25 protein-coding genes are annotated in these 25,316 nt (G+C 47.2%); 5 read left to right on the plus strand and 20 right to left on the minus strand.

Annotated features, from left to right (window positions below):
* Positions 1-6: 6 nt before the first annotated feature.
* The 7 genes from ACRRS1_RS20570 to ACRRS1_RS20600 form a co-directional block, all read right to left on the minus strand.
* Positions 7-441, minus strand: coding sequence for a GNAT family N-acetyltransferase (locus tag ACRRS1_RS20570; RefSeq protein WP_432463945.1), 435 nt, complete (start codon positions 439-441; stop codon positions 7-9).
* Between the two features lie 85 nt (positions 442-526).
* Complete coding sequence (locus ACRRS1_RS20575; RefSeq protein ID WP_432455652.1) at positions 527-733, minus strand: hypothetical protein; 207 nt, start codon at positions 731-733, stop codon at positions 527-529.
* 210 nt (positions 734-943) lie between these two features.
* Complete coding sequence (locus ACRRS1_RS20580) at positions 944-2,143, minus strand: ABC transporter permease (protein ID WP_432455651.1); 1,200 nt, start codon at positions 2,141-2,143, stop codon at positions 944-946.
* Complete coding sequence (locus tag ACRRS1_RS20585) at positions 2,140-3,351, minus strand: ABC transporter permease (protein WP_432468834.1); 1,212 nt, start codon at positions 3,349-3,351, stop codon at positions 2,140-2,142. The genes ACRRS1_RS20580 and ACRRS1_RS20585 overlap by 4 nt, the downstream gene beginning before the upstream one ends.
* Positions 3,338-4,033: an ABC transporter ATP-binding protein gene (locus tag ACRRS1_RS20590; RefSeq protein ID WP_432455649.1), complete on the minus strand. Its 696-nt coding sequence runs from the start codon at positions 4,031-4,033 to the stop codon at positions 3,338-3,340. Before ACRRS1_RS20590 ends, ACRRS1_RS20585 begins: the two co-directional genes overlap by 14 nt.
* Entirely contained in the window at positions 4,026-5,150 is a 1,125-nt protein-coding gene (locus ACRRS1_RS20595; protein ID WP_432455648.1) for an efflux RND transporter periplasmic adaptor subunit, read from the minus strand. The genes ACRRS1_RS20590 and ACRRS1_RS20595 overlap by 8 nt, the downstream gene beginning before the upstream one ends.
* 398 nt (positions 5,151-5,548) lie before the next feature.
* Positions 5,549-6,502 carry a hypothetical protein gene (locus tag ACRRS1_RS20600; RefSeq protein WP_432468833.1) on the minus strand — a complete coding sequence of 318 codons (954 nt, stop codon included), beginning with the start codon at positions 6,500-6,502 and terminating at the stop codon, positions 5,549-5,551.
* 573 nt (positions 6,503-7,075) lie between these two features.
* Here ACRRS1_RS20600 and ACRRS1_RS20605 point away from each other — a divergent pair.
* Positions 7,076-7,501, plus strand: a complete 426-nt coding sequence (locus ACRRS1_RS20605) for a DoxX family protein (RefSeq protein ID WP_432455646.1) — start codon at positions 7,076-7,078, stop codon at positions 7,499-7,501.
* Between the two features lie 401 nt (positions 7,502-7,902).
* Here ACRRS1_RS20605 and ACRRS1_RS20610 read toward each other — a convergent pair whose 3' ends face one another.
* Both ACRRS1_RS20610 and ACRRS1_RS20615 read right to left on the minus strand, forming a co-directional pair.
* Entirely contained in the window at positions 7,903-8,694 is a 792-nt protein-coding gene (locus tag ACRRS1_RS20610) for a helix-turn-helix transcriptional regulator (protein ID WP_432455645.1), read from the minus strand.
* 3 nt (positions 8,695-8,697) lie between these two features.
* On the minus strand, positions 8,698-9,234 hold the full coding sequence (locus tag ACRRS1_RS20615; protein ID WP_432463951.1) for a YbhB/YbcL family Raf kinase inhibitor-like protein: 537 nt from the start codon (positions 9,232-9,234) through the stop codon (positions 8,698-8,700).
* Positions 9,235-9,682: 448 nt separating this feature from the next.
* Between ACRRS1_RS20615 and ACRRS1_RS20620 the strand changes: the two genes are divergently transcribed.
* Complete coding sequence (locus tag ACRRS1_RS20620) at positions 9,683-11,089, plus strand: PocR ligand-binding domain-containing protein (RefSeq protein ID WP_432468832.1); 1,407 nt, start codon at positions 9,683-9,685, stop codon at positions 11,087-11,089.
* A 70-nt stretch (positions 11,090-11,159) separates the two neighbouring features.
* On the opposite strand, the gene ACRRS1_RS20625 is transcribed toward ACRRS1_RS20620, so the two are convergent.
* On the minus strand, positions 11,160-12,065 hold the full coding sequence (locus ACRRS1_RS20625; RefSeq protein ID WP_432468831.1) for a LysR family transcriptional regulator: 906 nt from the start codon (positions 12,063-12,065) through the stop codon (positions 11,160-11,162).
* Between the two features lie 100 nt (positions 12,066-12,165).
* On the opposite strand from ACRRS1_RS20625, the gene ACRRS1_RS20630 reads away from it, so the two are divergent.
* A complete protein-coding gene (locus ACRRS1_RS20630; RefSeq protein ID WP_432455641.1) occupies positions 12,166-12,960 on the plus strand; it encodes a TSUP family transporter in 795 nt (264 codons plus the stop codon).
* Positions 12,961-13,014: 54 nt separating this feature from the next.
* Here the strand turns inward: ACRRS1_RS20630 and ACRRS1_RS20635 are convergent, their stop codons facing one another.
* From ACRRS1_RS20635 to ACRRS1_RS20645, 3 genes are all read right to left on the minus strand, one after another.
* Positions 13,015-13,560, minus strand: coding sequence for a DUF2301 domain-containing membrane protein (locus tag ACRRS1_RS20635; protein WP_432455640.1), 546 nt, complete (start codon positions 13,558-13,560; stop codon positions 13,015-13,017).
* A 21-nt stretch (positions 13,561-13,581) separates the two neighbouring features.
* On the minus strand, positions 13,582-14,112 hold the full coding sequence (locus ACRRS1_RS20640) for a hypothetical protein (RefSeq protein WP_432468830.1): 531 nt from the start codon (positions 14,110-14,112) through the stop codon (positions 13,582-13,584).
* A 152-nt stretch (positions 14,113-14,264) separates the two neighbouring features.
* Positions 14,265-15,155, minus strand: coding sequence for a LysR family transcriptional regulator (locus tag ACRRS1_RS20645; RefSeq protein WP_432455638.1), 891 nt, complete (start codon positions 15,153-15,155; stop codon positions 14,265-14,267).
* Positions 15,156-15,251: 96 nt separating this feature from the next.
* On the opposite strand from ACRRS1_RS20645, the gene ACRRS1_RS20650 reads away from it, so the two are divergent.
* Both ACRRS1_RS20650 and ACRRS1_RS20655 read left to right on the plus strand, forming a co-directional pair.
* Positions 15,252-16,211: a nitrilase family protein gene (locus ACRRS1_RS20650; RefSeq protein ID WP_432468829.1), complete on the plus strand. Its 960-nt coding sequence runs from the start codon at positions 15,252-15,254 to the stop codon at positions 16,209-16,211.
* A gap of 452 nt (positions 16,212-16,663) precedes the next feature.
* Positions 16,664-17,191, plus strand: a complete 528-nt coding sequence (locus ACRRS1_RS20655; protein WP_432468828.1) for a GNAT family N-acetyltransferase — start codon at positions 16,664-16,666, stop codon at positions 17,189-17,191.
* A 72-nt stretch (positions 17,192-17,263) separates the two neighbouring features.
* Here the strand turns inward: ACRRS1_RS20655 and ACRRS1_RS20660 are convergent, their stop codons facing one another.
* The 7 genes from ACRRS1_RS20660 to ACRRS1_RS20690 all read right to left on the minus strand — a co-directional run bounded on the left by ACRRS1_RS20660 (position 17,264) and on the right by ACRRS1_RS20690 (position 25,303).
* On the minus strand, positions 17,264-18,610 hold the full coding sequence (locus ACRRS1_RS20660) for a class II 3-deoxy-7-phosphoheptulonate synthase (RefSeq protein ID WP_432468827.1): 1,347 nt from the start codon (positions 18,608-18,610) through the stop codon (positions 17,264-17,266).
* Between the two features lie 276 nt (positions 18,611-18,886).
* Entirely contained in the window at positions 18,887-19,492 is a 606-nt protein-coding gene (locus tag ACRRS1_RS20665; protein ID WP_432455634.1) for a GNAT family N-acetyltransferase, read from the minus strand.
* Between the two features lie 176 nt (positions 19,493-19,668).
* Entirely contained in the window at positions 19,669-20,805 is a 1,137-nt protein-coding gene (locus tag ACRRS1_RS20670; RefSeq protein WP_432455633.1) for an ABC transporter ATP-binding protein, read from the minus strand.
* Position 20,806: 1 nt separating this feature from the next.
* Positions 20,807-22,147, minus strand: a complete 1,341-nt coding sequence (locus ACRRS1_RS20675; RefSeq protein WP_432455632.1) for a GH1 family beta-glucosidase — start codon at positions 22,145-22,147, stop codon at positions 20,807-20,809.
* Positions 22,148-22,151: 4 nt separating this feature from the next.
* The gene (locus ACRRS1_RS20680; RefSeq protein WP_432455631.1) at positions 22,152-23,003 is read right to left on the minus strand and encodes a carbohydrate ABC transporter permease; all 852 of its coding nucleotides are present in this window, start codon (positions 23,001-23,003) and stop codon (positions 22,152-22,154) included.
* Between the two features lies 1 nt (position 23,004).
* Positions 23,005-24,006, minus strand: coding sequence for a carbohydrate ABC transporter permease (locus tag ACRRS1_RS20685; RefSeq protein ID WP_432460341.1), 1,002 nt, complete (start codon positions 24,004-24,006; stop codon positions 23,005-23,007).
* Between the two features lie 49 nt (positions 24,007-24,055).
* Positions 24,056-25,303 (minus strand): extracellular solute-binding protein, encoded by a 1,248-nt coding sequence (locus ACRRS1_RS20690; protein WP_432455629.1) that lies wholly within the window; start codon positions 25,301-25,303, stop codon positions 24,056-24,058.
* Positions 25,304-25,316 lie beyond the last annotated feature (13 nt).

Below are 25,316 nucleotides of genomic sequence, written 5' to 3' on the forward strand. Positions count from 1 at the left end.
CAGACTTCACACCTCTGGATTGCTCGAGGCATTAAAGGAAAACATCCGCACCTCGTCACGGGGGAACCAATTCAGGCTTTGATAAAACTGCTGAGCATGTAAGTTATCCAGATGCACAAACAGGTGGGTTTTCGCAATGCCCTGGCACTTGAAGGCCGCAACCACTTGCGCCACTAACTGACGCCCCAAGCCCTGCGAGCGATACGCTTTCGCCACGACTAAGTGTTGTAAATAACCTCTTCTGCCGTCGGTGCCTGCCAATACCGCCCCAACCAACTGCTGCTGCGCCACAGCCACAAAACTTAACCCCGGATTCCGCTGTAAATAAGCCGCAATACTTTGCTCCGAATCAGCATCACGCAAGGTCATCCCTTCGGCCTGCCTCCAAAGCGCCATCACTGCTTGATAATCCGCGGCTCGCATTTCTCGTAATACTGCCATTCAAGCCTCCGTCAACTAAATGAGCATCAATTTAAGCCAAAGTCGCCACTGCAGCCAAAGTGATAAGATAAAAAAGCGGCCAACACTACCAGCGGATAAAATAAGGGAGCACTGCCAGTAATAAGCCAACCAGCAATAACATACTCAGGCTGGACACAAAATAAGGCACAATACACAAGGCAATACCAACACATAGCGGCACGATTGCCTGCTGCTTTCTGCCATAACTAAAATAGCCGATACCGATAGCGCCAAACAGCACCCCCCATATCATCATCGCGCTACTATCCATCAAATCTCCTAATGGCTAATCATAAAGCGAGCAACCAAAACGAATAGCTGAAAGCTAAAATACTGCTTTTAGCAATGCACAGCAATCTCGAATGCCATACAAATCAACTGAACGGGTGACCGATTAATCAATCATATGCAAAGCACAAACTCACCAGCGCTAGCGGTGCGTCCAATTTTTTATTGAATGCGCCAAAGCAGCAACCAATACTTATTCGTTACGCAGCGCTTCCACCGGATCTTGCTGCATGGCCCGCCAAGCGGGCAGTACTCCAGCTATCAGACCAACCCATACACATAGCAACAATGCGAGCAGCAAATAAAGAGGATGAACCACCAAAGGAAGCTCTGGAGCCAAGGCATGAACACTTAGTTGCACGGTAAGCAACAGCGCCAGGCCAACCAGCCCTCCGCTTAATGCCAAAGCGATCGCCTCGGCCAAGAACAACAGTAAGATCGTAGCACGCCGAGCCCCAAGCGCACGCAGTAAACCCACCTCTGGGATCCGTTCTTGTTGAGCAATACTCATGATGGTGAAGATCCCCACTGCACCAATGAATAAAGAAATTGCCCCCAGACCTCCGATGGCAGCCTTAATGATGCTGAGGATCTTATCCAGGCTCGCCAGCATGTCTTGCTGAGTATACAGAGTAAAATCTTCGCGACCATGGCGCCGAAACAACCGCTCAAAAATCCGCTGTTGCATGACTGTGGCAGGGATATCGGGGCGGTAAACCACATCCACCTCCATTAAGCTCTCGCGATTGAAGATAGCCAGCGCATGCGCGGCCGGAATATACACCACATCATCCAAATCAAAGCCAAGAAATTGCCCCTTTGGCTGCATCACACCAACAATGCGAAAACGGCGCTCACCCACCCGCAGAAACTGCCCCAACGGCGCAGCGTTAGGAAACAACTCCACAGCTAGCTTACTGCCCAATACGGCCAAGTTTCGCGGGCGCTGACTCTCATCCGGCGGCAAGAAACGCCCCTGTTCGATACTAAAATGCCAAGCTTCGGCGGCTTGATAACCCACCCCCAGGATGTCGCTGTTACGGCTCAGCTTGCCCGCTTTTAGCTCCCCAGTACCCGAGGTGACAGGCACCACGGCTACCACGCCTGCCAGCCGTCGCAAACTTTGCGCATCGGCCAAGGTTAAGGGACGCACGGTACTGATCACCCCACCAGACAGCCCCTGAGTGGTCACTTTTCCGGGCGTAACGGCGATCAGGTGCGAACCAAACTGAGAGAAGCTGTCTAAAAGGTAGAGACGCAAGCCTTCGCCAATCCCGGTTAAAGTGGTAACGGCAGCTATCCCAATAGCAATACCAAGCGCACTAAGCAGATTACGTAGACGCCCTGACAAGAGGCTGCGCAATAACCAAAAAAACCAATCCCCCACTCTCATTGATGACTCCCCTTCAAACTTTCCACTGGCTTCTGGCGGGCGGCTTGATTTGCCGGCAACAACGCAAACAGTAGGCCGATCACCACGGCGCTGAGCAAGGCGCTGGCGGAAGCCCACAGCGGAACCTGTACCGGAAAGTCCGGGTAATACCAAGCCAACAAGACCACCGCCGAATATCCCACTAGCAGACCGACGATGCCCCCACCCAATGAGAGAAGCATTGCTTCGCAGAGGAACAGGCTACGCACCGTGCCATTACTGGCTCCTAAAGCTTTTAGCAGACCAATTTCGGCACAACGCTGATGGGTACTAATCAGCATAATATTCATCATCATGATACCGGCAACAATTAAGCTAATAGCGCCAATCCCAGTCACGGCTAGCGTGAGCGTAAACAAAATTTCGTTGAAAGTGGCGAGTAACGAATCGGGACGCAGCAGAGTCACATCGGCCACCCCTTGATGCCGTTCGGCGATCACTTGCAGTAGTAAAGATCCCAGCGCGGCTAAGTCCTGCGGTGTGAGCGTTTGAACAAACAGACGATACAGACCGGGAGCATTAAATAAGGATTGAGCAGAAGCCACTGGGATCAGTACCGTCTCGTCAAATTTAAGCCCCATATTGCTACTCTCGCTAGTAAAGGTGCCAATGACTCGAAAGCGGCGATTATCCAAGCGGATCCATTGTCCCAAAGGATTCGCTTGAGCAAACAATTCTTGCGCCAGAGTCGCGCCGAGTACACACACCGGACGAGCACTTTCAAGCGGAATATCGGGCAGCGTTTTACCACGCAACAAGCGCAAACGGTGAGTGGCGAAGATCTCGGTAGTGCTCCCCAGAATCATCGATTGACGATTGCGACTAGCAAATTTTACTTCACTAGCGCCCAGCACCAGAGGCGCAACTCGCAGATGAGGGATGCGACGCTGGATATGCGCCATATCAGCCAGCGTCAGATCTCGCAGACTAGTGCCCGTCACAGGCGGCATACCACCCGTTGTCTCCTTACGCCCAGGTAAGATGATCAGCACATCTTTGCCTAAAAATGAGAATTCCTGCTCTACGAAATTACGCGCCCCTTGCCCCAGGGCGGTCATCATCACCACAGAGCCAACACTGATGGCTATCGCTGCCAATAACATTACCGCCCGTAGCTGCTGCCGCAACAAAGCAGCGAGCGCATAGCCGATGGCGTCAAGCAAGCGCATGCGGAGTCACACCCGAGTCTTGAATAATCGCACCATCGGCCATTTGCAGCATTCGCCTCGCTCGCTCACCAAGGCTAAGATCGTGAGTCACTACGACCAAAGTGATCCCGGTCTCTCGATTTAAGCGTTCCAGCAGCTCAATCACCTCACCACCGGCGTGACTGTCGAGGTTACCAGTCGGTTCGTCAGCCAATAATAGGGCCGGGTTCATCACCATGGCGCGCGCAATTGCCACGCGTTGCCGCTGACCACCAGAGAGTTGCTCGGGTCGATGCTCAGCACGGGCAGTTAAATCTAACTGACTGAGCAGCTGGCTCACCTTTTGTTGGCGAATATGGGGAGTAATCCCCGCCAATATCAAGGGTAGTTCGATGTTTTCCATCGCCGTGAGACGAGGAACTAAATGAAAGGATTGGAAAATGAACCCGATCGCGGTACTTCTAAGATAAGCCAGTTGACGCTCGTTCATCGCGGCGGTGTCTTGCCCTTGCAGTTGATATTGCCCACTATCAGGACGATCCAATAAACCAAGCACATTCAGCAAAGTGGATTTTCCGGAACCCGATGGTCCCATCACTGCCACATACTCCTGCGCTTGAATGGTCAAGTTGATTTGCTTAAGACCATTGATCAACTGCTCTCCCAATTTGAATCTGCGATCTACCTGAGTCAATTTAATCATCGCCGCTGACCTGCATTCCCGGCTGATATTCAACCCGAGCCGCTTGACGAACAATCTGCTGACCCTCGTGCAACCCCGAAAAGATCTCCTGCCAACTCCAGTTGCTCAGTCCAAGCTCAGGTTTAAGCGGCTTCAGGCTATTATTTTCAAACAGATAGACCACGCCTTCAGCAGTGATGGCTTCCGTCGGAATGCGCAGTACCTGTTCGCGGCGCTGGATCTCGATCTCCAAGTCAGCGCTATAACCAATCAGTAACTGAATATCGCTCGGCAATGCCCCTAGCTCCACTTCCACCTCCACGGTGCGAGCCTGTTTCTCCAAATCGAGAACATAGGGAGCAATACGACTTAGGCGAGCAGGAAAAACTTGCTTTGGTAAGGCATCGAGCAGCACATTCACCGCTTGTCCGACCCGTAATTTGGCTGCGTCGACCTCGTCAATGGGAGCTGAGACATACAGGCAACTAACATCAATCAGATCGATAGCAGGCAAGGTCGCGACCCCCGGCGGAGAAGGCGTAAGATACTCGCCTAGCTCGCCATTCACTTCCGCCACAATGCCACTGAAGGGTGCAAATAAATGGGTTTGTTGCAACTGAGCCTCGGCCAGCTTAAGCTGAGCGCGCGCTATCAGCAGCTCCGTTTCACTCGCCTCACAGTTTAAGGCACTGGTAGCAGCCAAGGTATCGGCCCGATCAATACTCGTTTCCGAGGTCAGCGCATGCTTTTGTAGCGGTTGTAAACGCCGTGACTCTCGTTGCTCGAAGCGAGCCTGCAAGCAAGCTAACTGGGCGTGTTGCTGGGCCAAGGTAACACGAGCCTGAGCTTGCTCTTGCTGCGCCTGCAGATCTTGATCCCAGAGTGCCAGCAAAGGCTCGCCTCGCTTGACCCGATCCCCCTCTCGAACATGCAACTCAGCGATCACGCCACCCACCGACAAAGCTAAACGCGCTCGCTGGCAAGAGTTAATGGTACCGGCGCGCGTATTAACCACCGTTTCGATCACATCGCCAACTTCCACCCGAACCAAAACCACTGACAGTGGTTTACTGCGCAACCACCAAGCAGTGAAGATGAGCAGTGCGACAATCAGCAAGAGCGTGATAATTTTCTTCATCAGCGGTGCGAAACCCTCTGCATAAAACCATGTAATAAGTGTGGTCAATAAACGCCAGAAGTTCGAGTGTCCTGTGAACATAAGTGACACGAGAGGGTGTGATATTTGGTAAATAAAGACAGGCAACAATAGAGAAACCCAAAAGGCCTCAAAACTTATCGGTTTGCACAGCACTGGCATGTGCTATCACCAAATTAGATAAATTCAAAACGACCCGGCTGCAACCAGCATGATCAAATACGGATTTAAAGTTCCAAATTCTATTTTCGCTTGGATATGGATGATTCGACTTCACGATTATAAGTAAAACGCTCTGCGAGGAATCGCGTGCCAGATATTGTGGTACCGGAAGCCAGAGAAGAGCCGGCTAGCCGACGATACGTGCCACCTTTATATAACTACTTTCTTTCTCTTCTTGGCCGCTTAGATCGCCTATCCACTATCGATTCAGCTGCCACTGTCGGCCGATTTGGGCTGGGTTGGTTTAATCTGGCAACGACCCCCACAGTGGAAAAAAGGCCATACTTTTTCTCAAAGTGATTTAAGCTTGAGACCTGTCCCGAAGTCTTACTAAACTGATCAGACATATTCTGTGGGTTAAACACGACGCTGCCGAGTGAGCTCGGCAGTATTCCCTTAAATAGATGCTGCTTGCCTTTGCCTGAAACCCCAACCTGATTAGCGGCTTTATTTTGGTCGACATTAATCACTTCGGAACGTGTCGCTTTTTTATCTTCCTCCACCACCGATGACATTAAAATTTCACGAGTAGTTTTATTCTCTACGTCAAAACCACGAATGACCGGGCCAGCATCCCCCCATGCATTCATTCTTTGACTAGCGATTTTTTCCCGTGTAGCAGTTTGGCTGTTGATAAATAACGAAGGGGCCTGTAATTGAAATTGATTACGATTTTTACGTGCTTTATGAGCTTCCAGTGCTGTTTTCATCGAACTAAAGCCGGAACTTTTACCTTTTGCTTTTTTTCGTTCTTGCATAATTCTACCAACATCAGCCGCCTGCTGTGCAATATTGAATGATTGCTTAAGATCCGATTTAATGTGCTGTTCAGAGTAGCTGGCTACATAGTATTGCGCTCTTTGAGCATCCCCAAAATTGATCCAGGTTTGCTTCGTGCTCCCTTCAACAGGAGTAATTTTCCCCCCTAGACCTTCATGAATGTCTTTATAGGCTGAACCCGGTTTTGCTGGTGCAAATACCGTGGTAAAGGCGCGTTGCGAGCCTTCCTTATTCCCAGGAGTTAAATGACGGTCATCAACATTAACAAGCTTTTTATTGGCGACAATCCTGCCATCAATTGCGTGGGCAAAAGGTCTAATCGGCTTATCCATTTATATCTATTCCTCGCTATATTCATGCTTTATATAGACATCATTCCCCTAGGTAAAAGCGTCGACCGACTGCATATCTTAAGGGTTGGTAAAACCAGAACCACCCTGTTGGTTCTATAGCCATAACAGAACCGACGATCACATATTTAAAGCTAGCACACTTTTTATAGGACTCAGGTTCACAAACAACCACCGAGGCCGTTTATTGCGCTGACGACGCTAAAGAGCAGCCGACTTCCCATGACAGCATTTCTGCGATAAACAAAACATACAAGCTCCCAAAGAACAGCTAGCCACATGTGGGATGATCAGACCTTCGCAATCACCAAGGCGTGATATGCGGTACTGTTGCTCCCTCCCCAAACAGTCGCCAGCTCCATTTTAAATCAGACCATAGCCCTTCAGCAGTGCGAAACTAACGCTCACGGCCCCTTGATCGCTATCTAATTTGAGAAAGATCTAGATCAAGATTCAAACAAATATCATTGGCATTAGTATTTTTATATTAAATAAACATAAAAAACCGTGGTATAACAATACGATATGTTTTTGTTAGAGACACATTAGGAGTAAATGATGTACCTTTTAGATAAACTTGAGTCTTGGTTCGATTTTCCAAACTTAGGAAAATTGGTGTTGCGTGTCAGTTTCAGTGGCATGCTTTTGCTTCACGGCATCCATAAAATAATTGCAGGCACCGGATTTATTCAAGGACTGTTCGTTAACTTAGGCTTACCAGGCTATTTTGCTTACGCCGTATTTTTAGGTGAAGTTGTCGCGCCAATCCTTATTATTTTAGGGATTTATACACGCGTCTGCGCAGGCATAACGATAGGAACCTGTCTAGTGATCATCGGCCTGATGCATATAGATGACTTTTTCACTCTCACTCGTACAGGCGCTTGGTCAGTCGAAAGTATTGCCACATATTTATTTGCTGCAATAACCCTACTGCTAATCGGCCCCGGCAAATATGCGCTGCGTCCTGACGCTAGATAATATGCTCTGTCAATTCGCTCGTCTTAGGCGAGCGAATCAAAACCCCCGCTTATCGCATGAGTAAACTAAACATTTCGACAATGCTGCATACTCAACAACTAAATTTAAGAAAAAAGCGAACCACGTTGTAGTTTCCAAACCAAATGCGTGGCCTCGCTAGGTAAGTCTCTGGTGGTATGACTTGCGGCTCACGATATTGCATTTTGCTTTGTCCACGATGCGAGCTATCGGTTTCGCGGTAAGCATCCAATAACTGAAAGCGCAAAAGATTGATTCTGATTTAGGCAACGATACCAACCACATATAGTCATCAAGAGTCGTGGCAAATAAGATTCTTTTGAAGCCAATGTTCCCTAAACGTTGACACACTCCCACCATCATCTAAAGCGCGCAGTGCCAGGTTATTCAATAAGCGCTAAGGTGTCTCGATATTGCTTTGGGCTTAAACCAAAATGTTCGGTAAAGCGCTGGCTAAAACGACTCTGCGAGAGATAACCACAAGCAATAGCTAGCTCTAATTGATTGGCAAGACCAGCTTGCATTAAGCCAAGCGCATGATTCATTCGTAGCTCGCGCAATAATACTCCAAACTGAGTATTTTCCGCTTTTAAGCGGCGGATTAAAGTCGCCCGACTGATCGCAAAATGCAGACAAGCATCGTCGATCAGGCTTGGCGCTGCCAGATTTGGTTGCAAGAACCGACATAGCTGCTGGCTAAAACTGAGCACAGCAGTGGGAAATAGCAAATGCAGCGCCCCCTCCTCGGCTAACTGCTGGTATACGCCAGCAACCCAATGACTCTGCACCGCATCACTGATTAAACTGAGATCGATCGCACTCAGTGACAATAATGTTTGCTGCATCGCAGGACTAAGGGTGACCACAGGGATGAAACGCTTGGATACCGCCAAGCTACGCTTTAACATCGACGCTTCGGGGGCAATATGAAAACAAAACTGCGTCGAGTGAAAGCACTGCTCAAGGGGCAGATTGACAAAGGTAAAGCGCTCATGGGCCGCCACAATGAACAGATGACTAGCATCCAAATCCAACGCGCCTTGGCGATAACTCAGCTGCTTAGTGCCCTTACGTACCCAGATAATACTGGGTACTAATAAGGAGACATTACGTAAACGCTGCTGATAAACGCCCTGATAATACACCACCTCCAAGGCCTTACTCGCTTTCACCATCTGTTATTCACGCACATAAGTCGCAGTTAACTTGGCCTTTGCTAAGGCCGAAGCATTAAGCTTGTAGCCAGCAACAGCCTGACTAGCATTCACATCAAGTTTAAGCGATTCGGTCGGCAAGGCCCATAGGGTAAACACATAGCGGTGCATACCGTGCCCCTTGGGCGGACAGGCACCTCCAAAACTGGCACTGCCATAGTCATTGTTCAATTCAAGACCACCCAATTTTTTAATATCAACCCCCGCAGCGAGTTGTCGAGTGCTAGCTGGAATATCGATAGCGATCCAATGCCACCAACCACTGCCCGTTGGCGCGTCAGGATCATAAACGGTCAGAGCAAAACTTTTGGTGCCTTCGGGAACGTCTCGCCAATTCAGCTGAGGCGACTGATTTCCCCCATTACAACCAAAACCCTGATACTCAAATTTGGCATCCATTTTTTGCCCTTCCGCAATATCTGGGCTACTCAGCTGTAAGGCTTGACTACTCATCGAAAGCAAACTCGCCCATCCCAATAAAGCTAAACTGATATATTTCATCGCTTACTCCTGTATGAATGATTAACAACCTGAATAAGCATAGCCCAGCCGAAGGGATATTAATGGCCAATAAGTTTCAAATTTAACCAAAAATCAGACGAAGTTGATACTTTTAGTTAATAGGACTATTTCGCTTGATAGCGTGCTAGAAATACCAAGCTTTTAAAGCTTTAGAAACCATTTCACACCGCTTTTAGTTCAATAAAAACACCTTTATCTTGCGCCAATATCAAATAGCTTTCGCCTTAATTGTAAAAATTAGTCTTTTTTGACAAAAATAATTGTAAAAAATAATCCTATGTTTTTTATTGTGCGGCAAGCACTTGATTTTCATTAACATGATCAACAATCTACGACATCAGTATCTAAATTTACTATCACCGATCCGTGCTCTGCTGCGCATGATATGAGTCCGGATAATACTTTAAAGAAGAGTTAGGGTAAGCTAATGTCGAATGCACAAATGATATTTTTTGGTCTTTTTTTTATTGTTGCAAGCTCTGTTGTCCGCTACTTTTACAAGAATAAAATTGCCTCCGCTAAAGAATCGATGCATGCCAATAAAATCCCTCCACATGCCTCTTTATCGATCGAAATAAAAACCATCGATGAACAATTAAAACACGTGAATATTCAACCGAAAACCGCATCGACTCAAAATAACGCAAAGTATTCAGTGAAAGACCTAATTGATGTTGAATTATTGCAGCAAGTTCAAGATGCCTTTTCCAATGCCTTTGGTGTCGCCAGTATCACCGTTGATGATCAAGGTGCTCCAATCACAAAGCCAAGTAACTTTATGTCATTTTGCATGGAATTAAACCGCGGTAATCCTGAAGGTTTAAAATTATGTTGCCAGTGTGATGCGGGGGGTGGAACCTTAGCGGCAAACCTGTCGAAACCTGCGATATACCGTTGCCATAGTGGGCTGGTCGATTTTGCGGTGCCAATTATCATTGAAGATAAACAAGTGGGCAGTATCGTCGGAGGGCAAGTTCTCACCGAAGCCCCCGATCTCGATAAATTTCGAGCGCATGCTAGAAAACTGAATATTGACGAAGATAAATATCTTGAAGCCTTAAGTAAAGTGTCTATTATTTCACCCGATAAACTGATCTCTGCAGCCCAGCTACTTGAACTCATTGCCAAGGCTTTTTCTCAAACGGGATTAAAAACAAGAAAATTGCTCGATGCCTCCTTATCAGGCTTAAGTGAAATGACCAGCAGCATTACGCTGGTATCTAATTCTTCAAACCAAATAAAGGGAAGTTTGCAACAAGTCGCCACAAAATCCACTGCGATGTCGAACACCGTAAAAGAAATTTCCGACAATGCCAGTAAAAGCCGAACCATTGTTTTGCAAGCAGTGGAAAAGGTGAAACACTCGACCAAACAAATGGATAATCTAGAATCCGCGGCACAAGAAATCGGCATGGTATTAGAGACAATTAGTAAGATCTCCAGCCAGGTCGATCTCCTCTCTTTAAATGCCGCGATTGAAGCCGCTCGGGCTGGAGACGCTGGCCGAGGATTTGCGGTCGTAGCCAATGAAGTGAAGCACCTCGCTGGCCAAACTCAGGATGCGTCTATTGATATTGGTACTAAAATACACGACATCCAACAAGCATCAAGCGATGCTCAAGCCAATATTTCACTGATTAATCAAGTCATCAAACAAGTTGATGATACGGTACTCGCCATTGAAAGTGCAGTTAAAACCCAAGCCAATATGGCAGAAGAAATGTCAGAGAATATTTTGCAGACCTCCACCGAAATGGAAACCGTAGATAACGACATGCAACATGCAGCCAGCGTGGCACAGAAGTTAACCACGAGTCTGGAACAGAGCTTATGATGACAGTGGCATGGCTATAAGCAAATATAAACACCGCCTGATGCCACCAGTCAGAAAACAGAGGCCCGCGCTAAGCAAGCCTTTGCCTAAGCTTTTCTTTTAAAAAATCGAGAAAAATGGTCACTTTTTTAGCTCGATGATCGCTATCGGCGGAAAGCAGGGCAACGATATCCGCCGCAGCTAAGCTGTAATCGGGCAATAGCGGCAACAGTTGCCCTTGGGCCAACTCTTTATTCACATCCCAGCCTGAGCGCAACATCAGCCCTCGTCCAGCAAGACACCAGTCTTTCGTCACCTGACCCACATTACTCGCCAGATGAGGTTCAACTCTGACCGAATGGGGCGTCCTGGTGGCGGTTTCAGTAAAACGCCACATGCTGGCATCCTCATCGTTTTCTCTGAGCACAATACAGCGATGCTGGGCTAAATCGGCTGGCTTGACGAGGGCCGGAGCCGTGGCGAGGTAGCTTGGAGATGCCAGCAATAATCTTTGATTTTGCGCCAAGACCACACGCTTTAATGATGAATCCTGCAGCGCGCCAATATACAACAGCAAGTCAGGACTCTGATGCACCGACCATTTTGGGGCATCAGACAGAATTAATTCAATCTCGGTTAAGGGATAAAGTTGTTGAAATTCGCCAATAATTGGCCCGATATGCTTTGTCCCTAGTCCCAGTGGTGCCACCAGCCGAAGATGGCCGGAAACGGTCAGTTTGTTGGTTGAAATATCCTCACTAATCGCTGCCAGATGAGTTAACAGCAAACGGCCTCTTTCCGCCAACAGCTGCCCTTCACTGGTCAGCGATATCGCTCGGGCGGTTCGCTCCACCAAGCTAACCCCCAGCTTTTGTTCAATCGTTTTGAGGCGTTGCGACACACTCGGCGGAGTCACATTCATTGTTCGCGCGGCCGCAGCCAAAGACCGACTGGCCGCGATAACGACAAAAAATTGCAGATCCTGAGAATTAAGCATTAAGTTTCATCTTAATGATGGAATAAAGATCTGTTAATTTAACTACATGCTTAGCCATGTTACAACTATTGCCAGTTATTCAATTACCATGGAAAAATCGATGCAAACCAGTCTACTTGCCGAGCTGAACAGCAATATTTATCTGATCTTGTTTGTGGTCGCGATTGTCGCGGGCGTGGTGGATGCAATTGCCGGCGGAGGCGGACTGATTGCCGTGCCAGGCTTGATGCTCGCCGGACTTCCTGCGATGACAGTGCTAGGAACCAACCGCTTTCAGGCGGTGATCGGAGAGCTCACCACCGCCCTCAGTTTTTTATTGCACAAGCAATTGAACCTGAAGGGGCTAGGTCTGGGGATCGCCACTACTGCCGCGGGAGCCTTAGCGGGATCCTACTGCGTCAGTCTGTTTAATAAAGAGCTATTGGAAGTGCTGTTACCTGTTTTAATGTTGGCGATCACCGTTTATTCGATCCTGTCCAAACAATTAAAAACCAGTGCGGCCTCACCAGCCAAGCTCTCCATCACCCAATTTATGCTGATATGCGGGCCGATCATTGGCTTCTACAATGGATTCTTTGGACCCGGTACTGGCTCAATCTGGATGATAGCCTTTGTCATGTTATTAGGTCATACCCTCAAACAAGCCACCATGATGACCAAGCCCCTCAATTTAATGGGGAATATCATCTCGCTAGTGTTTTTCATTCATCTGGGAAGTATTGATTATGCTATCGGACTCACCATGGGGGTAGGACAAGTCTTAGGCTCACTACTGGGCAGTCGACTAGTGATGTCGCAAGGAAATCGACTGATAAGACCGGTATTTATCTCGGTTACGCTACTGATGAGCGCCAAGCTACTGTACGAGCAACTACCGCTCAATCTACTCGCCTAAGCGCAGTAAACCGCTTGTGCTTGGCAATACCAGCGCTGCGCTTGTTCACAGCGGCTACAATTGGTAATTGCTGCGCTTGCCAATATCAAAGTGCAGCGGCTGCTTGAGTTTCTGATAGGCAATAATCACGCAGCCAATGCTGATGAAACATAGCAAAGGCAGCCGCAATTGACTCCAGGGACTTAAATAAATTAACCAATCCGCCAGTAATACCGTGGGCAACCAACGCAGTAGACCTAAATCGAAGCAAAAGCTCTCTTTATAGACCAAGGCCGATACCACCACATAAAAAGCCCCCATCGCGAGGCTTGCCAGTAGCGGCCAATGCCATAGATAGAAAAGTAAACTTAACCAAAGTGCCGCCCATCCACAGGCTTGCACTAAGTAACGGATCGATTTGCTGTAAATATGTAAATTGTGTGCCAACAAACTACAAGCCGCGGCTAATAGCCATAAGGGCTGCCTAATGGCATGCTGATAAATACCGCTGTAAGCGGCCCAGGCAAAGGCAAAAGCCAGCACTAGCCAGCCTAAGCGATAAGACAAGACACTCAATTTATCGATACTATCTAAGTTTTCCTGATGTTCGGTGTTGGCCACAATACTGCCCTTATTTGCTTATCAATGACGACTTAAGTCGCGTGCTAAAATCAGCGCCAAGCCAATAATTTGTAGAAATAATGCTAAATTTCTCAAAGCTGAAATGGTCGCCATTTGCTCAGTATAACGACTGCTTAAATCGATATTCTGCAAATACCAATGATCAATGCGCTGGCGCAAACTATTTTGAATTTTATCAATAAAAAAGTCCAGACTCGCCAGATTATCCAAACTTATGGCCGGAATTTCCCCTTGCTCCAACCAATACTGCAAATCTTTAGCGACCAGCTGCTGTACATGAACGGGGATCGAGCGCTGAGTCTGAGCTTCACTCGCCAGCAGGCTATAGATCAGTTCTCGTTTGCGCTCTAATCCGTCAACTTGTTGCCAGGTTTGTCCGATTAATTTGTCATGCTGCTGCTGGCGTTGCACCATTCCATGGGCATCTTGACTGACCCGGTCAATATAAAAATTGGTCATTAAGGCGGCCACAATATTAAACAGCAAACCGATTAATACCACCCATTGGGTTCGCGTCAAAGCCCAGGCCATCTTCACTATCCTTAATCATTGAACGATGCTTAAGTTTAGCGACAGATTAACTAAAAGATCGGTCTTGCAGATAAATTGCTCACAAGCACGGTCGCGATCAAAATCACCACAGAGCCCAATAAACCCCGACCCAAGCTTTCATCCAGAAACATCTAATGACCGCCCAGCGGGATCATTTCATTGATAGAGACTGCATTGATAAACTGATCACGCACCCCGTCCTGTTGGCTATCGTTCCAAATTAAACCGACATCCCAAACAGCATCAGGACCATGAATCGGGATTAAACGGATATTATCTTGGCAGATGGTACTGGTACTTTGAGGAACAATGGTATAGCCGAGATCCGCAGAAACTAAAGTCAGCAAGGTCAGGATATCATTCGCCTCTTGCGTCGCTCTTACGCTAAGTTGGTTTGCACTAAAATAGCGCTCAATTTGAGTCGCTAAACCCTGTCCACGAGAAGGGCGCAGTTGTAGATAATTTAGCTTAGCCAATGACGCCAAAATATTAGATTCGTCGACCCTTTGACTGCTGTTCACCGCAATAGCCAAACCATCGGAAAACAGCTGCATGCCTTTTAAAGGCGGCTTAATATCCGGCAAACGGTTAAAGCTCAAGTGCAAGTCACCATCGAGCAAAGCCTCCACTTGGTCCGATGAAGGGAGGTCATTTAGCGTGATATGAACATGGGGAAATTGCTGCTTAAATTTAGCGATCAGTAAAGGAGCCTGAAGATAAGTTGAAATACCAAAACCAACCTTTAAATGGCCATACTCACCTGCAGCAACACAACTGGCCAAACGCTCGAAACTTACAAATCGAGCGGTGAGGCTTACAGCTTCCGGCAAAAGGCTTGCGCCCGCTTGAGTCAACTCGGCACCATTCCTTCCGCGAGTAAACAATGCCACCCCAATGCTCTCTTCTAAGCGTTTAATTTTTTTAGTCAATGCTGATTGACTGATAAAAAGGCGAGCCGCAGCGAGCGTGTAATTTCTATCTTTTGCAAGCTGACAGAAAGCCTGAATAAGATCGATATCCATTCCATTTACTCATCAATAGTTGAGAATTATTCATTATACGGAATGAAATGAAATTTCTACACTTACTCATCCCGTTTGTTTTAGAAAGAGGTCAACATGAAAGATCTACGCGTCGCTTCCGTCCAGTTTAATCATAAAGCCGATGATAAATCCTTCAATCTATCGGTGATACAAAACTATGTCATCTCGGCAGCAGCACAAGCTGTAAAAATCATCGTCTTTCCAGAAATGTGCATTACTGGCTACTGGCATGTTTCTCAGTTGAGTGAAGACGCGATCAGAGGGCTAGCAGAACCCGTTCCGCAAGGACCAAGCTGCCAACATTTATTAGATTTAGCCAAGCGATATCAGATGACTATTGGCGCAGGCTTAATTGAGTTAGCCGACAATAACCAACTATTTAATACCTATGTGATGGCAATGCCCGATGGTCGCCTAGAGAAACATCGAAAACTACATACCTTTATTAGCCAATACATGTCGAGTGGCGATCGTTATACTGTTTTCGACACTCCGCACGGTTGCCGTGTCGGTATCTTGATCTGCTGGGACAATAACTTGGTTGAGAATGCTCGAATCACGGCCCTGATGGGCGCTGACATTCTCATTGCGCCCCACCAAACTGGCGGCTGTAACTCGCGCAGCCCTCAAGCCATGGGGCTCATCGACCCACAACTTTGGCATCAACGTAAACAAAATCCACATGCGCTACGGGCTGAAATGCAAGGCCAAAAAGGACGTCAATGGCTGATGCGTTGGTTACCTGCTCGGGCGCACGACAATGGAATGTTCCTGATATTTAGTAATGGCGTTGGTTTAGATTTAGATGAAGTACGGACCGGCAATGCCATGGTACTGAACCCATATGGAGAAGTGATTGTTGAATCTGACAAGATCGACAATGACATGGTTGTAGCCGATCTAAAAGGCGATGAATTGGAAATGTGCACCGGTCGACGATGGATCCGCGGACGTCGCCCAAGCTTATATCATCCCATCTGCGAAACCACTGATGACCAACTAAATCCATATGCAGCGAGGTTTCAGGAAAACTAACGAAACAGAACCGTGGATCGGCGCTTGCGTCAGCCGCTCCACTGGTATTCAGTGCCCATAGAAAACCACTCGCGCAACCCCATATGGCTGGTTTCCACCAGATATGTCAAGTTGACAAACTTCGTCCATTTAGGAAACATGTGCAACTTAAAACATGACGCGCAAGATCAGTATTTTTCTACTTTTAACCTCTGTTTGAATCAGCGATTCATCTCAAATAATTCGCCTTTACAGAAAGCCATAACAATTAAAACGGGACACACAAAAACAGGTCATCGTTTGGTGCAAAAAAACGGCATCGATGAAATTTTTGAAGCTTAACTGCAATTTGTAGAGCCGACTGATTCGCCCAACCAGTCCATCTTCAGCAGTTAAATAACCTTGCTACTATCGTCGTGCCCCACGACCAACCCAGCGCTCTTTTGCGAGCCTTAAAAATTAGGAGTTAGACGGTGTTATTTTTAAGAAAACCAAAGCCAGAGGATGCTGAATCGATCAAAGCGCTCTATCAAGCAAGCACTTCGCTTCATCAGCCATGGAGCTATCCACCAAGCAACTATGCAGGTTATCTGGCAGATGAATATCGCTATTTTCTCTGTCTCACAGAGAGAGGTGATATTGTAGGAACCTTCAATATTTCTGGCGTGGTAAGAGGCTATTTTCAATCTGCATATTTAGGCTACGAAGTATTCATGCCCTATCAAGGAAAAGGGTATATGACGATTGGTATAAGACTATTACTAGAAGAAGCTTTTTTCCAACTGAAGCTACATCGCTTGGAAGCCAATATTCAGCCCGAAAATACAAGCTCAATTAAACTGGTATCAAAAGCGGGATTTGAGAACGAAGGGTATTCGAAGCATTACTTAAACATTGGCGGATTCGGCTGGAAAGATCACCAGCGCTGGGCCATCGTTAATCATCAATGGTCAAGCAGCGAATCTAAAAGCGACAGAGCAATCAATCACCATCGAGGCTAAAACGGCGCATCTAAAATCATTCAAAGCAGACAAAAAAGCCACCCATAGGTGGCTTAGTCTAGCATCGCTGGTTTAGCGAGCCGCTTTAATATGATCCGCAATTAAAAACGCCAGCTCCAAAGCCTGATCGGCATTTAAGCGGGGATCACAATAAGTATGGTAGCGCTGCGCCAAGTCGTGTTCGGTGATTTGGAAAGCACCACCAACACATTCGGTGACATTACGACCAGTCATTTCAAAATGCACGCCGCCCGCGTAAGACCCTTCGGATTTGTGGATCTGGAAGAACTGTTGCACTTCGCGTAATACATCATCGACTCGACGCGTTTTGTAACCATTCGGAGCTTTAATGGTATTGCCATGCATTGGGTCACAGCTCCAGACCACATTTTTACCTTCGCGTTCTACCGCTTGAATTAGTCCTGGAAGATGATCCGCTACCTTGTCGGCCCCCATCCGAACAATCAGGTTTAAACGGCCTGCTTCGTTCTCTGGGTTAATAATGTCGATAATTCGTAATAACTCTTCAGGATCGGTGGTTGGCCCTGCTTTTAGGCCAATTGCATTTTCCACACCGCGCAAGAATTCGATATGAGCATGATCGATTTGACGAGTACGGTCGCCGATCCACAACATATGCGCCGAACAATCGTACCACTTACCAGTTAAGCTATCACAACGGGTTAAAGCTTGCTCATAGGGCAGAAGTAAAGCTTCGTGCGAAGTATACAAAGTAGTTTCACGCAGCTGCGGAGCGGTCGCCGGATTAATACCACAGGCATTCATAAAGGCTAAAGACTCTTCGATGCTACTCGCAATACTTTCGTAACGCTCTCCTAAGGGACTTTTTTTGATGAAATCCAAGTTCCACTTGTGAACTTTATTCAAGTCAGCCAAACCGCCTTGAGCGAAGGCTCGTAGCAAGTTGAGCGTTGACGTTGATTGATTGTAGGCGCGTAACATCCGCTCTGGATCCGGCACCCGGCTCTGTTCACTAAAACCGATTTCATTAATGATATCGCCTCGGTAAGAAGGCCAGCTCACCCCATCTATGGTTTCCATATCGTCACTACGCGGCTTGGCAAATTGCCCGGCAATACGACCAATTTTCACCACCGGTTTTTGACCACCAAAGGTCAAAACTACTGCCATTTGCATTAAGGCTTTAAAAGTATCGCGAATATGACTGGTTCTAAATTCGTCAAAACTTTCGGCGCAATCGCCCCCTTGCAACAAAAACGCTTCACCCTGAGCTACTTTTGCTAAATCTTTACGTAGCGCTCGCGCTTCACCTGCAAATACCAACGGTGGCTGGTCGGCCAAATATTGCTCGGTCTGTTGTAGCTTGTGTTGATCAGGGTAGGTGGGTAATTGTTTTACTGGTTTATCTCTCCAGCTTGAGGGTGTCCATTGCGTCATTACTGTTCCCGAGGATGTACTAAAAATACCCATAATAGGCATTATCCCGCACATGAAAAGCGCTAATTTCATTTTTTTTAATCATAGAAGTGAGTATCTATGCCGATGATTGAATAAAAAACCTCACAACACAGCAGTTATCAACAAAAACTGAATGATTGTTAGTTTAATTCTCTAATCTTTTTAGATAATACCACAGCTAGCGCTGATTAGCCGCGCATATCAAGCCGTTTCACTGTGGCTATAGAAAAACCGTCGCCTCACCCAATACGGCCACTACCCCTGATAAACACCCAGTTTATACTGCAAAGATTGCTTTACCGTTGGCCATTCTTGTTGAGTAATCGAAAATACCACGGTATCGCGATAACGACCTTGGGCATCGATACTATGCTGTCGCAACACGCCATCTTGTTTTGCTCCAAGCCGAGCAATCGCATTACGTGAAGCATGATTATGCCAGTGAGTTCGAAACTCGACCGCAATCGAGTCTAAGAGCTCAAAAGCATAAGTTAGCAATAACAACTTACATTGGGTATTGACTGCCGAACGTTGATAGCTTTTGGCATACCAGGTGTAACCAATTTCTAAGCGGCGGTTGCTGGCATCCGCATTACAAAATCGAGTCGTCCCAATCACCTGCTTGCGGTGTTTATCAATCACCACAAAAGGCAAGGCTCGCCCTGCCTGTTGTTCGCCAAAGGCAGTTTCAAGATAATCATCGATCGATTCAGCGTTGGGTACCGAGGTATACCATAATTGGCTCAACTGGCCATCCGCTTCAGCGGCCAATAAGCCTGCTTTATGTTCAGCCTGCAACGGTAACAATAAGACATCTTCGGCGGTTAATTCCGTTTCAGTCAAATACTCGGTATTGCTCATGATTGGGTCCCTTCATCATGTTATCCACAAGACAAGCATATTAAAGTAAATAGCCGATGATACAACCCACCAAGGTAGGGCAAAGTAGATACATCAAGGGAAGCACGAATGCTTCCCTTGGTAAATTCATTACTCCTCACGGCCTGCTAAACTCAACTCAGCAGACAGGTACAACATTAACCAACTGAAGCAAGGCCCGCTCCGGCAGTGTTTGGAAATACAGCCAAGCTGTGTCCCTGTTTTAAATCAAACAGGTGTAGCGAGGTCATATCCACCACAAGATCCAGTTTATCGCCCTCGAGAACAAAGCTTTCGCTGGCAATTTCCGCCTGCATTGGACAGCCCGCAAACTCGCAGTTGAGTAGCATACTGGCACCTAATAGCTCTTTGTCTAGCAGCGTCACTGGCAACTTACTGATGTCAGTATGCCCGACTCGCTCAGCCCGAACATGCAAATCGGTTGGTCGTAAGCCCAGCTCCACCGCCTGACCAACGCTTGCTTTCTCTTTGAAACGTTCCGGTAACGGTAGGTAGTGACCACTGCATTGGATCTGCAGCTGCCCTTCATGCTGCTCTATGGTCGCCGCAAAAAAGTTCATCGTTGGATTACCAATAAAACCGGCTACAAATCGGTTATTCGGTTTACAGAATACCTCTTCTGGGCTACCAATTTGCGAGATCACCCCCTTATCCATAATCACGATACGATCGGCCAAGGTCATTGCCTCAATTTGATCGTGTGTGACATATAAGGTGGTAACACCTAACTCGCGGTGCAAAGCTTTAATTTCGGAGCGCATTTTGCCGCGTAACTTAGCGTCGAGGTTCGACAAGGGTTCATCAAACAAGAATAGCTTAGGAGTCCTCACCATGGCACGTCCCATTGCGACCCTTTGTCGCTGCCCACCCGAGAGCGCCTTAGGTTTGCGCTGGAGTAAGGTTTCAAGATTGAGCATCTTCGACGCCCATTGCACCCGTTCGTCAATGTCTTGCTGACTCATGCCTGATAATTTCAAGGCAAAAGCAATATTTTGATAGACCGTCATATGTGGATATAAGGCATAACTTTGAAAAACCATGGCAAGGTCACGGTCTTTAGGATTCACCTTATTAATCACTCGCCCACCCAAGACCACCTCACCGGAGCTAATATCTTCTAAACCTGCAACCATGCGTAAGGTTGTCGACTTACCACAACCCGAAGCACCGAGCAAAACCACAAACTCGCCATCGGCAATATGCAGGTCAAAGCCTTTTACCACCTCAACGTCACCATAATTCTTTTTCACATTCTTAAAATTTAAAGTACTCATCTCATAATCCTTTACGCTGCGCGAGGAATTGCGCAAATTGCAATCCACTCTGCTTAATCGTGCGTTGCTGAGTCTGATAGTCGACATGGATCAATCCAAAACGTTTGTCGTAACCAAAAGACCACTCAAAGTTATCCATCAGACTCCAGGCATAATAGGCACATACTGGAACGCCTTGGCGAACCGCATGATCAACCGCTTGTAGATGACTTTGGAAATAGTCGCAACGCTGCTGATCGTTGACCTTGCCATCAATCACCTGGTCGTCAGATGCCATGCCGTTCTCGGTAATGATCACTGGTGGCAGCGAATAGCGTTGATGCAATGCAAGCAATAGATCGCTTAAACCTTCGGGGTAAACTTCCCAACCCATAGCGGTGCGTTCCACATCATCTAATTTGACCCAGCGATAAAGCGTTTCAGGGTCGCTCGTAACAACTCTGCGGGTATAGTAATTAATGCCAATGAAATCCAAGGGTTGATGGATCAGCGCCAAATCGCCAGGCAGAATTAACGGCCACCACTGTGGCCGTAGCTGACGCATTAATTCTGGGTAAGTCCCTTCCAGAAGCGGTTGAATAAACCAATGGGTATCCTCTGCATCAGCGATGACCACCGCCGCTTCATCACTCGGCTTAAGTGGGTAAGCCGGTGAAAAATTAAGCACAATGCCATGTTTGGCGTGAGGCGCATTAGCGCGCATTTTGGGCAAAGCTAAACCATGAGCTAACAGCAGATGATGCACCGCCTGAAAACCACAACGATCATCTTTTACACCCGGCGCATGGATACCAATGCGATAGCCTAAAAATGCACTACATAGAGGTTCGTTAAAGGTGGTAAAACTGTCGACCAACTCCCCCAGCTCTTGGGTTACCACTGCCGCATATTCGGCAAATTTGTAAGCGGTTTCCCGATTTAACCAACCACCTCTGTCTTCTAAATACTGCGGAAGATCCCAGTGATAAAGGGTAACGTTGGCTTTAATCCCAAGTCGTTTCAGCGCCTCTAATTGCTCTCGATAGAAAGCTAAGCCAGCGGGATTCACCTTGCCATCGGGCTGGGGGATAATCCGCGGCCAAGAAATCGACAAACGGTAACAATCTAAATTGAGTTGCGAAATTAACTCGAAATCTTCAGGCCAACGCTCATAGTGTTGGCAAGCGATATCGCCTGTATCACCATTAGCGACCTTACCGGGGGTTGCGCAAAAGGTATCCCATATCGAGTCACTCTTACCATCACGATGTCTCGCCCCTTCAATTTGAAAGGCAGCAGTCGCGGCACCAAATTCAAATTCAGGGCGATACAGCACACTGTCTGGAGCAAACTTAAAACTCATCTAATTATCCTTTTACTGCGCCACTTGTCATACCACTAATCATCTGCTTAGACGCAAATAGATAGACCAATACAATCGGTAATATCGACAAGGTGGTCCCTAACATCACCGCGCCCCAAGGGGTATTCGGCAGGCCCTGTACACTGCGCAAGGCGGTGGTCAACACGAAATTTTCACTGCTGTTGAGCGCAATCAACGGCTGCAAGAACATATTCCAGAACATCACAAATTGAACAATACCCACCGTTGCCAATGCCGGACGCATCAGCGGTAACACCACCGACCAATAGGTCCGAAATTCACCAGCACCATCTAACTTCGCCGCTTCCAATAGCTCTTTGGGGATCGAGGCCACCACATATTGGCGGACCATGAAAATACAAAAAGGTGTCGCTGTGAAGGGCAGCCAAATTGCCACGTGGGTGTCCAGCAGTCCAAGGAACTTGATGGTCAGGAAGTAAGGAATAATCCCCACCACTGGTGGCACCATCATTGAGCCTATCAGCATTGCAAACAGAACATTTTTACCCTTGAAGCGATATACCCCAAAGGCGTAACCGCCCATGCTACAAAATAGTAAAGAGATCGTCGTTCCCAGTACCGAAACATAGATGCTGTTAAACATCGCCGACCAGAAAGGCATCACCTCTATCATTCGCTGGTAGTTGTAACCGAGACTATCGCCGATGCTCATGATCAGCTCGGTGCTAAAAATAGTGCTGCGATCATGGGTTGATAATAGTGCCGACCAAATGAACGGAAACACCGTAAAAAAGGCTGAAATACTCAGCACGGTGACGAGTAAATACAGACTAAATTTCTTCAACCAATAGAAAAAAATATCACGCTTATCCATGTTAGTTGTCTCCCATACCCTGTTTACCAAAGAAGAAAAAGTGGACTAGGGTAAAACCACCAATTAGCAGGAACAATAACCATGAAATCGCCGATGCAGTGCCCATTTCCAGCCATTCCCAACCGACTCGATACAGATACATAGCAATCGTTTGACCCGATTGCCCCACGCCGCCGGTACCACGGGTAAGGATGAAGGGTTCTTCAAACAACTGCAGATTCCCGATGATAGTCAGGGTAGTGGCAAAGAAGATGAAAGGACGCAACATGGGCAAAGAGATATACCAAAATTGTTGGGTCGCATTCGCGCCATCGATCCGAGCTGCCTCATACAGGTCTTTGGGAATGGTCATCAAACCCGTGGTGTAGAGCACAATATTGAAGCCGGTGTACTTCCAAAACACCACAAAAGCAATTGCCGGTTTCAAGGTGGCTTTTTCTTCCAACCAACGGATCGGCATGTACTGCTCTATCCAGCCAAAGGCCCAAGAAAACATATCTGACTGAGCTAAGGCTAATAAGGCCTTGTTGATGATCCCCGAGTTAGGCGAATACATGTTGAAAAAGATCAACGAGACCGCCACCGTGGAGGTGATAAAAGGTAAAAAGAACGCCGATGTGAGCAAATGACGCGCCCGACTGCCCAAAGAGACCAAAATACAAGCCACCGGGATCGCCACCAAATGCTGAGCAAAACCGGAGGTTAATGCCAACCAAAAGGTGTTCTTTAAGGAACGCCATAACCATGGGTCGTCCAAGGCTAAAACGTAGTTCTCTAAGCCATTAAATTTCATGGAATCCAAGCCTGCCACCGGATTCCATTGGTGAAAGGAGAGAAACATAGAGAACAGTAAAGGGAATAAGCCAAATACCAAAAATAAAACCAGATAAGGGGCTAAAAATAGATAGGGAGCCAGCCGCTCTCGGCCCCCCTGTTCAAACCAATGTCGCAAAGTGCCAGTCCTAGGCTCAAAGCGAGTTGCATCTTTCGTTGTTGACGACATAACAATATCCCTAACAGCTTGGCCTGGAGTAGCTCCAGGCCAGATAGACTTACATTGCTTTTAAGCGACGTTGCAGAATACGATCAGCTTCGGCAAGTGCCGTCTTCACGTCTTTACCTTCATCCAAAACTTCGCCTAGAGCGGCATCTAAGATGATTGAGCGAGCCACTTGATCGCCCTTCGCTGGCTTAACGGGTTTCACGTTTTTAGCCACTTCAGCGAACAACAAACGAGCTTTTTGTCCATTGAGGAAGTCGATTTTTTCGTCAAACATGGGGTCGTCGTAAGTCGCAACTAATGAAGGGAAGGCAGCAATCGTTTTAAAGGCCTCTAGCTCCACATCAGGACGAGTCGCCATATACTTAATCAATGTCCAAGCTTGATCCTGCTTGTTACTTTGTTTGGGGATCACTAAGAATGAACCACCCCAGCTACCGTAGATGCCATCAGGCAGATTCGACACGCCCCATTTACCAGCGGTATCTGGTGCCATCCAATTTTTTAAGTGGCCAAGCAACCAAGCCCCAGAAAGTTGGGTCGCCAAGGTGCCTTGTTTAAAGCCTTCATACCACTCGTTACTCCAAGCAGTAATTTTGGCATCCAGACCTAGATCACGAATTTTTTTCGCAGTTTCAAAGGCTTTTACAAAGCGAGGTGATTGCAGTAAGGATTTACCCTGGGCATCAAAGTAAAGCCCATTACCATCTTCAACCGTGGTGTAAATAATCGCTTCAGCAACATCGGCAGCCGACGCAATCAAGTAAACACCTTTCGGTTTTAACTTCTTACCGTATTCAATGTAACTATCCCAATCGTGGATCACCTTATTGATATCGGCACCCACAGAATCAGCTACATCACGACGGTAATACAATACCCCTGGGCCCAAATCCACCGGTATACCATATTGTGCTCCGTCCACGCCCTGACCCTGAGTCCACGCATAAGGTGCGTATTGGTCAGCTAAACTGTCGACATCATATTTTTCAGAGAGGTTTACAAACCCGCCCTTGTTTACGAAGGCGCCAATCCGACCCACATCGACCACCACCACATCACCAGCACCCGAGCCAGTTGCGAGATTGGTGGTTAACTTATTGTGATGGTCTCCCCAGTTGTTCATCACATAATCAACTTTCAGATCCGGATTTTCTTGATAGAACTTTGGCAATATTTGTTTTAAGCTACTATCGAAATCTGGAAAACCGTCGAAGCGGATTTCAGTTTGAGCCGCATTAGCCGTGCATGCCAAACCGAGTCCAAACAAAGCAGAGACTAGCAGTTTTTTCTTTGTCATCTTTCAATTTCCT

It is taken from the genome of Agarivorans sp. Z349TD_8, from assembly GCF_050870825.2.
Taxonomy (GTDB): Bacteria; Pseudomonadota; Gammaproteobacteria; order Enterobacterales; family Celerinatantimonadaceae; genus Agarivorans.